Here is a 14,877-nt window from a genome sequence, read left to right as displayed (position 1 = left end):
AATTAATAAGGAGTCTTTTTGAGTTTACTTGATGCAATTATCCTTGGCATAGTACAGGGATTATCTGAATTTCTTCCCATCAGCAGCACCGGCCATTTAACCCTGGCGGGCAAGTTTATGGGGCTTATTAACGAATCCAATCCGGCTGAGTGGACCGCGTTTATTGCCGTTATTCAGCTCGGAACGCTCGGCTCCATTCTTATCTATTTCTGGAACGATGTAATTAACATTGTAAAAGACTTTGTAAATGAAAACCTCCTGAAAAGAGTAGCATTTAAAGAGCAATCGCTGAACTCACGTCTTGGATGGGCGGTAATTGTAGGAACCATCCCAATTGTGGTCATCGGTCTCGGATTTAAGGATATCATTGAAGGCGCGCTCACAAAGAACCTGTATGTCATCGCGACCAGTCTCATCGTTCTTGCGCTGATTCTTGCTCTCGCGGAAAAACTTGCAAAACACAACCGCGGTATCGAAAAGGTAACGCTGCGCGATGCACTCATTGTGGGGCTTGCGCAGGCGGTTGCACTGATACCCGGTTCTTCCCGTTCCGGCACCACACTTACCGGCGGGCTTTTTTGCGGATTTAACCGCGAAACTGCCGCCCGTTTTTCTTTTCTTCTCTCCATTCCTGCTATCTTTGCAAGCGGGATGCTGGAACTTAAGCAGACACTTGAGTCTCCTCCCTCCTACGACATGCTGCAGCTTGCCGTTGCGACAGCGGTCTCAGGAGTGAGCGGATGGTTCGCGATTGACTTCCTGCTTAAATATCTGAGGAAGAACAGCACATTTTTGTTTATATACTACCGGATAGCGGTCGGCGTGATTATCCTCGCGCTGCTGTTCAGCGGAATTATTACACCATAAATACAACTAAAAAGGAGATACGAATGAAACAACTCTCAGCTTTGCTTCTTGTATTTTTTATCCTGACAGGATGCAGTGATTCAAAAACAAATACGGATACCGGAAATCCGGCTCCGGAAACAACTATACAATCCAATGAAAGTCCAGATATGAGCGATACAAACAAAACAGCAAAGCGTGTGATTGCTGTGATGGAAACCAGCATGGGCACCATCGAAATCGAGCTCTTTGCAAGCGAAACCCCGAAAACCGTTGAAAACTTTACCGGCCTTGCCAAAAAAGGTTATTATGACGGAGTGATCTTCCACAGAGTAATAGATAAATTCATGATTCAGGGCGGCGACCCGACCGGAACCGGAAGAGGCGGCGCAAGCTTATGGGGAGGCAAGTTTGAAGATGAAATCAGACCTGCTCTGAAACATACCGGTGCCGGAATCCTTTCTATGGCAAATGCCGGCCCGAATACCAACGGAAGCCAGTTCTTTATCACCCTGGTGGCAACTCCATGGCTTGACGGAAAACATACCGTATTCGGAAAAGTTATCGGCGGCCTGAGTGTGGTTGAAGCAATCGGAAAAGTTCCTACTTCAAAGCCGTATGACAAACCGCTGACTGATGTGGTAATTAAATCAGTAAAGATCGAAGAGCGGGATTAACCGGAAGACAGGATATATATGCCTGATACCTCAGCCGCAGTGTATATTTCATTCCCCGGTCTTTACGGCCGGGGATTTTTCTTTCAGACAGAAGGAGGAATATGAAGCAGGAAGATTTCTTTTCAAGCAGATGGATGCTCATTATTTCAACGCTTGGCATAGCGGTGGGAACGGGCAATATCTGGCGTTTTTCCCGTGTCGTTGCCCAGAACGAAGGAGGCACTTTCCTTATTCCCTGGGTGATATTTCTTTTCCTTTGGTCACTTCCGCTTATTATATCGGAGTTTGCTCTCGGTAAATCAACGCGTAAGGGTCCTATTTACGCCATAGCGGAAACTGCCGGAAAAAACTATGCATGGATGGGGGCGTTCATCGTGTTTGTGGCAACGGCAATTATGTTTTATTACTCAGTTGTTACCGGCTGGTGCCTCCGTTATTTTTCAACGGCGGTAACAGGTGAACTTTTTGCCGTTGATGATCATCTTGCATTCTGGAATACCTTCTCAAATGGTTATCAGCCGGCGCTGTTTCATCTGCTGGTAATTCTTCTCTGCGGAGCTATCGTTTACCATGGTATATCAAAAGGCATCGAGAGGGTATCGCGATATCTGGTGCCTTCGCTTCTCATCATTCTTGTTATTCTTTTTATCCGTGCAGTCACACTCCCCGGTGCTCTTGACGGCCTGAAGTATTTCTTTACGCCTGACTTTGAAAAACTGACGGATTACCGCATCTGGCTGAATGCGCTTACGCAGAACGCATGGGATACCGGCGCCGGTTGGGGACTGATTATGGTCTATGCTATATATATGCGTAAAAAGGAGGATATTGCACTTAACGCGGCGCTCATCGGCTTTGGAAACAATTCCATCTCTCTTCTTGCCGGTATGATGATTTTTTCAACCGTCTTCTCCTTAAGTTCTGCTGATGCAATGGTTGAAATTGCTAAATCCGGTCCGGCAAATACAGGACTCACTTTTATCTATCTGCCGCAGCTGTTTGAAAAAATCACCGGAAGCTCATCGGTAAACATTCTCCTTGCATCTTTGTTCTTTCTTGCGCTCTTTTTTGCCGCGCTTACTTCTCTTATTTCCATGGTTGAACTTGCGACCCGTACCTTTATTGATGCGGGTATAAACAGACGGCGGGCCATCATCATAGTTGTCGTGCTGGGAGCGGTGCTGGGAATTCCCTCCGCGTTCAGTTCATCCTTCCTGATTAATCAGGACTGGGTCTGGGGAGTTGCCCTCATGCTCAGCGGTGCGTTTATTGCATTCGCGGTTATTAAACATGGCGCGTCACGATTCAGGGAAAGGGTGATTAATCACGAAGGAAGCGATATAAAAATCGGCAGATGGTATGATATACTTATTACCTGGATAGTACCGGTACAGGCAATTGCCCTGATTCTCTGGTGGCTGATCTCATCAGTGACCTGGGATGCCGAGTGGTGGAATCCGTTTCATGTGGAGAATGCCGGTACTGTGCTCTTTCAGTGGGGTTTGGTGCTCACGGTGCTGATATCAATAAATAAACTGCTTACCCGGAGCGGAAAGGAGAGTGCATGATGGAAATCAGGACCCTGGTGAATATGATTTTTGTTCTCGGGCTGGTCTGGGGAGGTCTGATATATATGATCATCCTTGCTTCCCGCTATGAAAAGAGAAAAAAGGAATCCGGAGAATGAGCAAGACTGCTGTCAGGGAAAAACCGCAAATCCACCGCATTCAGACCGCGCAGAATGAACTGAAGAAGGGAGCGGTAAAAAATACCTATCTCCTCTTTGGTGCTGATCAGTCACTGCTTAATACTTTTGTAACACAGATTACGGAAAAGGTGAAGCCGGATATATTATCAGACTTTGATAACGAAACATACTTTGGCTCAACCCACTCCTGCGCGGATGTATTTTCTTCCGCTCTCTCCTATCCGTTTGGCGGCGGTAAAAAGCTGATTATCTACAGGGAGTTTGAGAAGACGGACGCAAAAGACCGCGAGCGTCTCCTCAGTTATCTTGAGTCTCCCTCACCTGACACAGTGCTGGTAATCATCTATGACGGCATTAAAAAGGATTTTGATAAAGGGGTTCTGCTGAAGGCGGCGGGTTACGGTATTGTATATGAAGCGCCGGAACTCAAAGGCAATGAACTTGCCTCATGGGTGACCGGATATATGGCTGAAAAGGGAAAGAAAATTTCCTGGATGGATGCGCAGCTTCTTATTGATATCACCGGAAGTGATACCCGTCTGCTTGAGAATCAGCTTGAAAAGATGATTACCAATGCTGGCGAGGAAGAACTGATTACCGCGGATGCAGTGCGGCTCCTCTCTGATAATACAAAAGAATATACCATATTTGATCTGCAGAATGCTTTGGGCGGGCGCAATAAGGAACTGGCTTTTAAGATTGCGAACAGTATGGTCAGTAAAGGAGACAGCATACTGCCGTCACTCACTATGCTCTTTCGCTATTTCTTTGGACTGGCGCGGCTGCATGAAATGATGCGGACTAGTAAAACTGATGATGTTATGGCGCGGAGTATTGGAGTGCATCCGTTTTTTCTGAAGGACAGTAAAGCAGCTGCAGCCAAATATACCATGGCAGACCTTTACCGGATTATTGATGCTCTTCACAGAACTGAACTTGCCGTCAAAACTTCAGCGACTGATGAGAAGACCCTGTTCCTCATGCTGATGTCTGAAATCCTTTCATAGATATATATGTAATCAGGGAATTTATAATATCACGCCTCTGGCGTTTTAGGGGTTTGGGGTTGGTAAATGTTTTCTACAATAATATCACGCCTTCGGCGTTAAAAAAATCCCGGAGGGATGACATTACTGTAGGATTCAATTTGAGAAAGCAAACCAAAATCCCGGAGGGATGACATTGTAAATGCATCTGCGGGTGGTGTGGGTTAATATATCACATAAAATGTCACGCCTTCGGTGTTTTTCACGGCACTTGCAATGATCCGATTCTACAATAATGTCACCCCTTCGGCGTTAAAAAATCCCGGAGGGATGAAATTTCTGTAGCAATGAATTGGAATCTATAAAACAAAATCCCGGAGGGATGACATTACTGTAGGATTCAATTTGAGAAGGCAATCCAAAATCCCGAAGGGATGACATTATAAAGGCATCTTCGGGCGGTGTGCGTTAATATATCAAATAAAATGTCACGCCCTAGGCGTTTGGACGGGTGTTCTCTGGTATTCTTTTTCTACAATAATAACACGCCTTCGAAGTTAAAAAAATCCCGAAGGGATGAAATTTTTGTAGCAATCAATTGGAATCCATCAAACAAAATCCCAGAGGGATGACATTAGAATTAGTAATGAGTATTTAGCAATTAATAATGTCTGACAATTTAAATCGCGCCGCTATATACAATCTTTCCTGAAATTGCATGTTCTAAGAAAAATCATGGATGAATTCATACTTCATCATTCATTCTTCAGATTACAGATTTTTGAGGCTCTCCTCAAGCTTCTCAATCTGCAGTTTCCAGTCATTCTGCTTCGCTTTCTCCTTCGCTACTACATCAGCAGGAGCATTTGAGACGAATGACTGATTTGCCAGTTTCTTTTCAACACCGGTAAGCGCTCCCTTAAGACGGGTGATCTCCTTCTCAAGACGTGCACGCTCTGCCTCAAGATCAATCAGCCCTTCAAGCGGAACGAAAATTTCGCAGTCGCGTACTACTGAAGATGCTGACTTGGGCGGCTTTGTCAGATTTTCGGAGATGGTTACTTCAGAAGCTTTAGCAAGCTTCTTTATATACTCGGCATACACCGGCGAAAGGGAAGCGCCGCGGACAAAAACTTCGAGCGCCTTTGAAGGCGGTATATTCATCTCACCGCGGATATTACGGACTCCGGTGATCACATCCTGCAGCAGTCCCATTTCCTTTTCAACGGTGTCATCAATTTTCGTCAGATCTGAAACAGGATATCCTGATACAGAAATACTCTTTCTTGAGTCCTCCGTGCCGAATGCCTGCCACAGTTCTTCGGTGATAAACGGCATGAACGGATGCACAATCTGAAGCAATGATTCAAAAATACCCGCGGCTTTTTTGAGTGCCGATCCTTTCACTGCCGGATCCTGTGAATACAGCTTGTTTTTGATCAGCTCGATATACCAGTCGCAGAAATCATTCCAGACAAATGAGTATATCGTCTTTGACGCAATGTTAATATCGAACCTGCTCATGGACTCTTCCAGATCGCGCAGGGTCCGGTTCAGGCGGGAGTTAATCCACTTGTCAACCAGATCATCCTCGAGCAGCACTGCTGATGATATATCTTCACTCCCTTTGTTCATCAGGAGGAAACGTCCTGCATTCCATAATTTGTTGGCAAAGTTTCTTCCGAACTCACTCTTCTCGGCTGAAAAAAGCACATCCTGCCCGAGCGGAGCAAGATAGATGATGGTGAAGCGTAGTGCATCAGCGCCGTATTCATTAATCACCTCAATCGGGTCGGGGGAATTGCCGAGCGATTTGCTCATCTTGCGTCCCTGCAGATCGCGTATCACTGAAGTAAAGTATACATCCCTGAACGGAATCTCTTTTTTGAAATGAATGGTTGCCATAATCATACGCGCAACCCAGAAAAAGATAATATCAGGCGCGGTGACCAGCAGATCGGTCGGCAGATAATACTTCTGTTCTTCATCAGTGCGGAACACATCATGCGCCCAGAGCCATGATGAAGCCCAGGTGTCAAGAACATCATCGTCCTGATGCCAGTTTTGTATATCAGCCGGAGGAACCGCGTTAACATACATTTCTTTGGTATCCTTGTGGTACCATACCGGAATGCGGTGCCCCCACCAAAGCTGGCGGGATATACACCAGTCGCGTATGCCTGACATCCAGTGCTCATATGTCTTGACCCAGTGAGCAGGATGGAAATTCACTTCCTTATTAACAACAGCATCAAGAGCAGGCTTGCTCAGTTCTTCCATCTTCATGAACCACTGTTCGCTCAGATATGGCTCAATCGGAACTCCGCCCCGTTCTGAGTAACCGACGTTGTGCAGATGTTCTTCAATCTTTTCAATCAGGCCAAGCTCCTGCAGGCGGTGAACAACTTTCTCTCTGGCTGCATAGCGGTCAAGCCCCTGATACTCTTCCGGTGCGTTATGGTTGAGTGATGCATCTTCATTAAAGATATTGATCATCTCAAGGCCATGGCGAACTCCCATTTCATAATCGTTGGGGTCGTGTGCCGGAGTTACTTTCACTGCGCCTGTGCCGAAGGTTTTATCAACATACTGGTCAGCGAAAACAGGAATTTCTCTTCCGGTCAGAGGCAGGACAATTGTTTTGCCTATATATGCTATATATCGTTCATCCTCCGGATTTACCGCAACGCCGGTATCACCAAGCATCGTTTCAGGACGTGTGGTTGCAACCGTTATATATCCGCTTTCACCTTTGACCGGATATTTGATATAGGTGAGTTTTCCCTGAACCTGGCGCGGTATAACTTCTTCATCTGAGATAGCGCTTTTTGAAACAGGGCACCAGTTCACAAGACGGTAGCCTCGGTAGATTTTTCCTTCATTGTAGAGTTCGACAAATGAGCTGACGACTTTTTTATAATAATCCTCATCCATGGTGAAGCGCTCACGGTCCCAGTCACAGCTGACGCCGAGCTTCCTGAGCTGCTGAATGATCAGCCCGCCGTATTTATCCTTCCATTCGTAGCAGTGCTTCAGGAATTCCTCACGGCCGATTTCATATTTGTTGATTCCCTGGTCTTTCAGGAAGTTATAAACCTTGGTCTCTGTGGCAATGGAGGCATGATCGGTCCCTGGCACCCAGCAGGCGTTGAATCCCTGCATCCTTTTAAGCCGGATGAAAATATCCTGGATGGTGTTATTCAGGATATGCCCCATGGTCAGGCTGCCGGTAATGTTCGGCGGGGGAATAACGATGGTATAGGGCTTTTTACCTGATTCAGGCACCGAGCGGAAGATTTTCTCTTCCTCCCATTTCCTGTACCACTTATCTTCAACTTCAGAAGGATTGTATGCTTTGGCTAATTCGGGCTGATTGCTCATCTGTCAGGGGAAATATTTTAACAAAAACACAAATTTACGGAATTTTCAGGGGAAAACGGGGGAGTAATGGAAAAGGGAGAATGGAAAATGGAGAATTGCAGGGCCGGAAAGTAACCGCAATCCGCTTCAGTAGGGATACGTCCTAACTTTTCCTGACTAAGGCGGGCTGATAATAATAGGGCGTTGCCCCAAAATCCTAACAGCCAAAAAATCGCAGGACATCGCTAACACTTTTTTGTACCGGCAGATAATAATCTGTCGCCACCCCAAATCCTAACAACCAAAAAATCGTAATACATCGCTAACAGTTTTTCGTACCGCCAGATGATAATCTGGCGCCACCTCAAACCCTAACAGTCAAAAAATCGCAGGACATCGCTAACACTTTTTTGTACCGGCAGATGATAATCTGTCTGCCTAAATGAATAATGAACAATGAAAGAATGAAGAATGCTCCTGAAATTTTCGTATTCCGTCCCGGCAGATAAAAATCTGTTGGTACCCCAAACCCAACAGTCAGAAAATAGCAGGACATCGCTAATACTTTTCCGTCCGACAGATGATAATCTGTCGCACTCCAAACCCTAACAGTCAGAAAATAGCAGGACATCGCTAACACTTTTTCGTACCGCCAGATGATAATCTGTCGCCACCCCAAATCCTAACAACCAAAAAATCGCAGGACATCGTTTACAGATCTTGAAATTCATTACCCATCACGTTAGAGAGACCTTTCGACACAATCTATTATCATTAAGGTGCTTAAAATCATCGATTGTTTCGGAGACTAAACGCAAAGCGAGTAAAGTTCTGAAAGTAATTGGTGATTTTTCATCATTTTCTCTATTTTTGCAAACCAGCATTCTCAAAAGAAATTTTAGCCACGAAATTTTTGAGAATTAACCAAGACAGGAGTTTTTATGGGTTTGAAATATACGCACTTGATTCTTTTCTTCGTTTTGATCGCGCATTATGGATGCAAAGAACATCCTAGTAATGCAGAAAACAGTTCTGTTTTGTATCAGTCTAAAACTCTTGAAAAGGAGTTTAGGGTACATTTAGATTCCACTCAAAATATTGATACATCTAATATTATGTTGAGTGCAGGGGAAAAAGATTTATTCTTCTTTACGAAGTACAAACTTAGTCCCATCTCGATCGAGTCCTATCATCTTCAGGTTGGAACCTCAGACACTGTTATGTATGCAAATACCGGAGTTAGCTTGAACCCCACATATACGAGGATTTTTTGGTCAACAACAAATGAGCATCAAAACAGAGGATGGAGCATTGAAAGGAAGGACGGTTCGAGTAATTTTAAAACTATTGCTTTTGTAGCCGGAGCAGGAACCTCAAATGAGGCGCACAATTATATGTTTGAGGATAACAGCTCTCCCTCACCACTGTATGAGTACCGATTGAAACAAGTTTCTTTTGAGGGTTCATACAGCTATGCACTTCAGTTTATTATTACATTGAAAGCAACCTATTCAATTGATGCATCCCTTTCAGTAAGTGCAGCTAATGGGGTAACGCTTTCCAACGCTGATATTGCGCCTGAAACTGGTTATGAAAGTACTATTTCCGTGAAGCCCAATGATCTAATTTATTTTCGTAATTCTACCGGGTATTATGGCAAGCTGCGAATTAAAAGTTTTGCTTTAGTGAGTAATTATGAGTTCGCAATTGATGAAAAATTTAAAGATACGAAATTCAGGTTAAGTTATGAGGCGTTTTTGCAAACTAATGGGAGTCGTGTTTTCAAGTAATCTGTTGCATAAACTTTTGCGTAAATCAGTGATAGTCGTACCGCCAGATGACAATCTTGCACCACCACGAGCCATCTTAATCGGAGAATCAAATATTTAATGATTTGCAATTCCATATTGCCCCCAACCGCCAAGCCTCGGCGTGGCGCTACAAACCTGAATTATCTTTGCTGCTTGATTGGTGTGCAGGAATCTGGTCGATGTATAAAATTGAATAAGACTCACCAACATTTCGTACCGCCAGATGATAATCTGGCGACACCTCAAACCATCTTAATCGAAGAATCAAATATTTAATGATTTGCAATTCCATGTTGCCCCCAACCGCCACGCCGCGGCGTGGCGCTACAAAAACTAATATTATTATTTCCCCTATGAATGGTAATCGTTAAAAATTGGAGGAAATCACTTTCTTAATTTTCCAGTTTCCATTCTCCATTATCAATTATCTAAGTACCAGTATCGCCACTCCCGCTACCGCGATAACAGCCCCGATGATTCCTTTAGCAGGAATTTTTTCTTTGTAAAAGATATATACCAGGGGAAGCATAGTTACCGGTACGATGGACATCAGCGTAGAGGCAATACCAACCTTGGCAGTACTGATTGCAATTAAGCTTGCGGTAATACCCAGAAACGGCCCCATGATTGCACCCGCGAGGGTAAACTTGAACGCGGTTACATGCTCTTTGAAAAGGGTGACCGGATTTTTATATATACGCGTGGTGACTCCCATGATAAAAAGGATAATCACCGAAAAGAAAATCCGGTAGAACGTGGCGACAAAACCGTTAATATCAGAAACATTAAATGCCATTTTCGCCAGCACCAGCCCCCCTGCCTGACCTAATGCACTGAGAAGTGAGAACCACAACCCGCTTGCGGAAATATGTTCCTTGGTTGCCGGATTTCTTCCGTACACGACAAAGGCAACACCCCCCAGTGTGACAACGATGCCGGCGATCCCAATTGCCGAAATAGTCTCTCCGAACAGAAAGTAACTCATGATGGCTGCCATACCGGGGGAAAGTGACATCACCAGCATTGCGTTTCTCGGGCCTATTTCCTGATACGCTTTAAAGAGAAAGGTATCCCCGAAGACCAGACCCACAATTCCGCTCGCGGCAAGATACAGTACCTGTTCAGTGGAGAGCTGAAAATTCAGTCCGCCAATCACGATGGTAATACTGAGAAAAACCGTCGCGATGAGCAGACGGTTGATATTTAGCTGATAGGTTCCTATTCTTCGTGAAGCTTCCGCGAAGCAGAGGGCGGTTCCGGACCAGAGCAGGGCGGTAAGGAGTGCAAAAAGTTCGCCGACGGGCAAGATTTTCCTGTTTATTTATAATAAATTCGACTTCAAAAATACAATTATTACGAACCCTTTTGCATGAATATATTCTCTTCTGAACTGATGCTGATTATCATTCCCAATTTTATTCTTTGGGGTATGCTGCTGATTCTTCCGCCGGTTGCCGTGAAGGTAAAGACCATTTTGGGGATGAGAAATGCGCGCGGACTCAGCTTTTTAAATCTGATTTTTATTACGGAAGACAGCATCGGAAGGGGGGAGGGGTATGTAAATATGGTGCTCAAACATGAGTATACCCACCTCACCCAGCAGAGGATATTTTCCCCGCTCGGGCTTGCGGTTATTCTCCTCTTTCACTATCTCTGGCTCTTTATCAGGCACAGGAATCTTCAGGCGGTCTATGAGCACTCATTTATTGAGCGATGGGCAAACAGAAAAATGTATTACCCGGCCCCGGCTCCTAAAGAGATTATCCGAATGAATTTCTGAGTTATAACGGAAAACCAGCCTGTGGGAGCAAGGCTGACAAGAATTTTATGTGACGCGCTTAAATTCATACTTCACAATTCATAATTCATAATTGTTTTGATATATTGTAATCAATTTTGTCAGTTATTCAGGTTCAGGAGATACTTAACATGAAGCGTGAAATACACCGCTGGTGGAGCCCCGCCCTCCACAAAGATATGGAGATTGCAGTATACGGTCATTATGGATTTGCCGTGCTGATGTTCCCAACCGCCGGGGCGGATTATCTGGAATATGAGCGGTTTAAGCTGCTTGATACCATCAGCGATCTGGTGGATTCAGGCAAATGCAAGCTCTTTTCGATCAACAGCATCAATAACGAGAGCTGGCTCAACCGTCACATGAATCCCCGGCATAAATCAATACGCCATCAGCAGTATAACCATTACATCGCTGAGGAGGTTGTCCCCTTTATTTTTAACAACTGCCAGGGACGAGTTCCGCTGCTTTCCACCGGCGCCTCCCTCGGAGCATTCCACGCTGCCAACTCCCTCTTCCGCCGTCCCGATCTTTTTGCCGGAACTCTGGCCATGAGCGGCAGTTACGATCTGAAGGACTATACCGACGGCTATTATGACGATGATGTCTACTTTAATTCACCTGTGGACTACCTCTATCATATGCATGATGAGAGTGTTCTGGGAAAACTCCGTTTTGGCAAGAAGATTATAATTGCGACCGGCCAGGGGGACTATGAAAACCCCGATGCCTCCCGCAACCTTTCCGGAATTCTCTCCTCCAAGGGGATTCCCCACGAACTGGAAATCTGGGGACATGATATGCCTCATGACTGGCCAACGTGGTATAAGATGTTTCCTTACTTTATGAGAGAGCGGCTCTGAAATTTTCTTTTTGTCCCGATGTTTCAGGTTCAGATACTACTGTGTATATAAATAAATTAAGGAGTCCGATGTTAAGAAGTATTGTTTCAGGAAAAAGATATATAACGGTAGTGCTGCTCATATCCGCCGTTTCCTTCATGTTTTATGCGAGTTCCGCCGGGGTAACCGGGGTCACCAGAAAAAACGGAGACGGATGTAACTGCCACGGCGGCCAGAGCGGTGCGGTTCAGGTCAGCATTAATGGTCCGGCTTCACTTGCTGCCGGTCAGACGGGTGATTATTCCGTTGTAATTACAGGCGGTCCTCTTGTCCGGGGCGGTACCAATATCGCAGTTTCAGCCGGAACGCTTGAATTAATTGCCGGAGAAGGTACACGACTCAGCAACGGTGAAATTACCCATACCTCCCCCAAAACCCCTGTGAGCGGTTCGGTAACGTTTAATTTTAAGTTTACTGCTCCTGCTGTACCGGGGCCGGTGACCATGTTCGCTAATGGCAACAGTGTTAATCTGAATGGCAACAATTCCGGCGATCAGTGGAATTTCGCGCCTGATAAAACCATTGATGTTATAACCTCGGTTGAAGATGAGGTAAAACCGGTGATGTTCGATCTCGGTCAGAACTACCCGAATCCGTTTAATCCGTCAACGGTGATTCCATTTATGGTAAAGCAGGCAGGGGATATCCGGCTCGCACTCTATGATGTGACCGGCCGTGAAATTGCTGTTCTGGCAGATGGCTTCAGAGAAGCGGGGGATTACAGTATCCGTCTCAACAGCGGAGATTATAGTCTGAACAGCGGTGTGTATTTCTACAAACTTCAGGCAGAGGGGCAGTCAGCAGTTAAAAAGCTGGTTCTGAATAAATAAGAGTTAGACTGTGAAATCTGCGGGAAATTCGTTTCCCGCAGATTACGCAGATGAACGCTGAAAAGGGAGGATTTTTTAGCTGCCTGAGCGGGATACTTGATTACGCTAAAACCCTGATTTTCACAAAAACCGGCCATTTTTCTTCATAAACAGGCATTTTTAAGCTGTTTTCCTCAAGAATTCATCATTTTTCAATCCTGATACCTGCTTATAACACGTCATTCCCGGCTGAGAATTCATAATTCATACTTCAGAATTCATAATTCTTTGATGTGTGTTTGGATTTTCTTAACTTTAATGTTCAAAAGAGAAATAATTAGAGAAAGAAACGAATGAAAAAGGGTATTCACCCCAATTACCGTCCTGTGGTATTCAAGGATTTTTCATGCGATTTTGAAATTCTGACAAAATCCACCATAAAGACCACAGAAACGATTGCCTGGAAAGACGGACAGACCTATCCGCTTATCAGACTCGAAATTTCAAGCGGTTCGCATCCCTTCTTCACCGGAAAGCAGAAACTTCTTGATGCTGCCGGCCGGGTTGAGAAATTCAACAAGAAGTACGCCAAAGCCGCAAAATAAGAGGAACAGGTATTTTTTAACTGAAAAAGCTGTCCCAAACCGGGGACGGCTTTTTTTATTTTTACATAAACCGGAAAAACTGTCATCATGGAAATATGCATTTTCGAAGATATATACTATGACCGACTTGAACCGCTGATTTATTCCCGTCCGGCCTATGATCTGGTCTGCGGAATGAATATGCTGAGGGAAAAAATTGCGCGCGCCTATCCCGGCGTACGCGTCTCTATGCACACCCGCCCCTATCTTGATTCGTTCTTAAAAAACAAATATCCCGACATCACCGTTAACCACATTCAGGATGACGAATGCCTCTTTGTGAACGGCCGGATGCTCGCGCCTGAAAATCTGGCGAAAATGATTCCCCTGAATGACAAGGCCGATAAACTCTATATCAGCGGTGATAATATAGCCGCCGCCCGTGTTTCCGGCTCCAAACTGAAGGAAATAAAGAACAGTCTTACCGATCTCCTCTCCCGTTCAAATTTTGACAGCCTCCCGGTGGAGAAAGTTGATATCCGCTTTATAGACTACTGCTGGGATCTGATCAGCAATAACGGGGCTGAACTGCTGAAAGACCAGAAGTATGTAATGGATAAAACCCGTGCCGAAAAAAAGGACCTGATACAGGGGGAAATTTATCCGGGCGTATATATGATTGAGAAGGATAATATCTATGTTGCCGAGGGGGCAAAGGTGATGCCCGGTGTGGTGCTTGATGCAACACACGGCCCCATCGTGATTGATCATAACGCGGTCATTTTTCCCAACGCGGTGATTGAAGGACCAGTTTATATCGGTGAGTTCAGCCAGGTGAAAAGCTGCTCCCGTATATACGAAAACGTGAGTATCGGGCGGGTATGTAAAATCGGAGGAGAGCTTGAACACTCCATCGTTCACTCCCTCACCAACAAGCAGCACAGCGGATTCCTCGGTCATGCATACCTTGGAAGCTGGGTGAATATTGGTGCTGACACCAACTGCAGCGATCTGAAGAACAATTACGGAAGCGTAAAGATTTATGTTAACGGGGAGATGGTGAATTCCGGCCAGCAGTTCCTCGGCGTGATCATGGGAGACCACTCAAAAACCTCCATTAACACGATGATCAATACCGGTACCGTGGTCGGGTTTTCCTGCAATCTCTTCGGTTCCGGATTCCCTCCCAAGTATATACCTTCATTTTCCTGGGGAGGAAGTGAATCCATGACCACCTATGACCTTGAACGGAGTCTGGAAACAGCCAAGCGGGTAATGCTCCGCAGAAACAAGATCATGGCGGAGCCGGAAGAAAAGCTGATCAGAAAAGTATTTGACCTCACGCAGAAGGAAAGAAGAAAGCGCGGATATCCGTACTGATCTTTCCACTGATTCA

12 protein-coding genes are annotated in these 14,877 nt (G+C 45.2%); 10 read left to right on the top strand and 2 right to left on the bottom strand.

Going from position 1 to position 14,877, the window contains the following annotated elements; all coding sequences use genetic code 11:
• The first annotated feature begins 18 nt into the window (after window positions 1-18).
• The 4 genes from uppP to holA all read left to right on the top strand — a co-directional run bounded on the left by uppP (window position 19) and on the right by holA (window position 4,238).
• Complete coding sequence (gene uppP / locus HRU80_15840; protein ID QOJ30263.1) at window positions 19-867, top strand: undecaprenyl-diphosphatase UppP; 849 nt, start codon at window positions 19-21, stop codon at window positions 865-867.
• A gap of 23 nt (window positions 868-890) precedes the next feature.
• A complete protein-coding gene (locus HRU80_15835) occupies window positions 891-1,523 on the top strand; it encodes a peptidylprolyl isomerase (protein ID QOJ30262.1) in 633 nt (210 codons plus the stop codon).
• 101 nt (window positions 1,524-1,624) lie between these two features.
• Complete coding sequence (locus tag HRU80_15830; protein QOJ30261.1) at window positions 1,625-3,091, top strand: sodium-dependent transporter; 1,467 nt, start codon at window positions 1,625-1,627, stop codon at window positions 3,089-3,091.
• Window positions 3,092-3,206: 115 nt separating this feature from the next.
• Window positions 3,207-4,238 (top strand): DNA polymerase III subunit delta, encoded by a 1,032-nt coding sequence (gene holA, locus HRU80_15825; protein QOJ30260.1) that lies wholly within the window; start codon window positions 3,207-3,209, stop codon window positions 4,236-4,238.
• Between the two features lie 750 nt (window positions 4,239-4,988).
• On the opposite strand, the gene HRU80_15820 is transcribed toward holA, so the two are convergent.
• Window positions 4,989-7,598 (bottom strand): valine--tRNA ligase, encoded by a 2,610-nt coding sequence (locus HRU80_15820; GenBank protein QOJ30259.1) that lies wholly within the window; start codon window positions 7,596-7,598, stop codon window positions 4,989-4,991.
• A 920-nt stretch (window positions 7,599-8,518) separates the two neighbouring features.
• Between HRU80_15820 and HRU80_15815 the strand changes: the two genes are divergently transcribed.
• On the top strand, window positions 8,519-9,367 hold the full coding sequence (locus tag HRU80_15815; protein ID QOJ30258.1) for a hypothetical protein: 849 nt from the start codon (window positions 8,519-8,521) through the stop codon (window positions 9,365-9,367).
• Window positions 9,368-9,812: 445 nt separating this feature from the next.
• On the opposite strand, the gene HRU80_15810 is transcribed toward HRU80_15815, so the two are convergent.
• The gene (locus HRU80_15810; protein QOJ30257.1) at window positions 9,813-10,694 is read right to left on the bottom strand and encodes a DMT family transporter; all 882 of its coding nucleotides are present in this window, start codon (window positions 10,692-10,694) and stop codon (window positions 9,813-9,815) included.
• Between the two features lie 63 nt (window positions 10,695-10,757).
• Between HRU80_15810 and HRU80_15805 the strand changes: the two genes are divergently transcribed.
• The 5 genes from HRU80_15805 to HRU80_15785 all read left to right on the top strand — a co-directional run bounded on the left by HRU80_15805 (window position 10,758) and on the right by HRU80_15785 (window position 14,861).
• On the top strand, window positions 10,758-11,168 hold the full coding sequence (locus HRU80_15805; protein ID QOJ30256.1) for a hypothetical protein: 411 nt from the start codon (window positions 10,758-10,760) through the stop codon (window positions 11,166-11,168).
• Between the two features lie 149 nt (window positions 11,169-11,317).
• Entirely contained in the window at window positions 11,318-12,049 is a 732-nt protein-coding gene (locus HRU80_15800) for an esterase family protein (protein QOJ30255.1), read from the top strand.
• Window positions 12,050-12,117: 68 nt separating this feature from the next.
• Complete coding sequence (locus tag HRU80_15795; protein ID QOJ30254.1) at window positions 12,118-12,918, top strand: T9SS type A sorting domain-containing protein; 801 nt, start codon at window positions 12,118-12,120, stop codon at window positions 12,916-12,918.
• Between the two features lie 332 nt (window positions 12,919-13,250).
• Entirely contained in the window at window positions 13,251-13,502 is a 252-nt protein-coding gene (locus HRU80_15790; protein ID QOJ30253.1) for a type B 50S ribosomal protein L31, read from the top strand.
• Between the two features lie 87 nt (window positions 13,503-13,589).
• Complete coding sequence (locus HRU80_15785) at window positions 13,590-14,861, top strand: GlmU family protein (GenBank protein QOJ30252.1); 1,272 nt, start codon at window positions 13,590-13,592, stop codon at window positions 14,859-14,861.
• The last annotated feature ends 16 nt before the right edge of the window (window positions 14,862-14,877 follow it).

The sequence above is a fragment of the Ignavibacteriales bacterium genome (genome assembly GCA_015709675.1).
Classification (GTDB): domain Bacteria; phylum Bacteroidota; class Ignavibacteria; order Ignavibacteriales; family Ignavibacteriaceae; genus H2-BAC3.
This window is presented reverse-complemented; position numbering and strand designations above follow the sequence as displayed.

Excerpts from the sequence above, each read along its gene's own strand:
- HRU80_15835 (QOJ30262.1), top strand. The coding sequence starts at position 891 with ATGAAACAACTCTCAGCTTTGCTTCTTGTATTTTTTATCCTGACAGGA.
- HRU80_15785 (QOJ30252.1), top strand. The coding sequence starts at position 13,590 with ATGGAAATATGCATTTTCGAAGATATATACTATGACCGACTTGAACCG.
- HRU80_15800 (QOJ30255.1), top strand. The coding sequence starts at position 11,318 with ATGAAGCGTGAAATACACCGCTGGTGGAGCCCCGCCCTCCACAAAGAT.
- HRU80_15795 (QOJ30254.1), top strand. The coding sequence starts at position 12,118 with ATGTTAAGAAGTATTGTTTCAGGAAAAAGATATATAACGGTAGTGCTG.
- HRU80_15820 (QOJ30259.1), bottom strand. The coding sequence starts at position 7,598 with ATGAGCAATCAGCCCGAATTAGCCAAAGCATACAATCCTTCTGAAGTT.
- HRU80_15790 (QOJ30253.1), top strand. The coding sequence starts at position 13,251 with ATGAAAAAGGGTATTCACCCCAATTACCGTCCTGTGGTATTCAAGGAT.
- HRU80_15830 (QOJ30261.1), top strand. The coding sequence starts at position 1,625 with ATGAAGCAGGAAGATTTCTTTTCAAGCAGATGGATGCTCATTATTTCA.
- HRU80_15815 (QOJ30258.1), top strand. The coding sequence starts at position 8,519 with ATGGGTTTGAAATATACGCACTTGATTCTTTTCTTCGTTTTGATCGCG.
- HRU80_15805 (QOJ30256.1), top strand. The coding sequence starts at position 10,758 with ATGAATATATTCTCTTCTGAACTGATGCTGATTATCATTCCCAATTTT.
- holA (QOJ30260.1), top strand. The coding sequence starts at position 3,207 with ATGAGCAAGACTGCTGTCAGGGAAAAACCGCAAATCCACCGCATTCAG.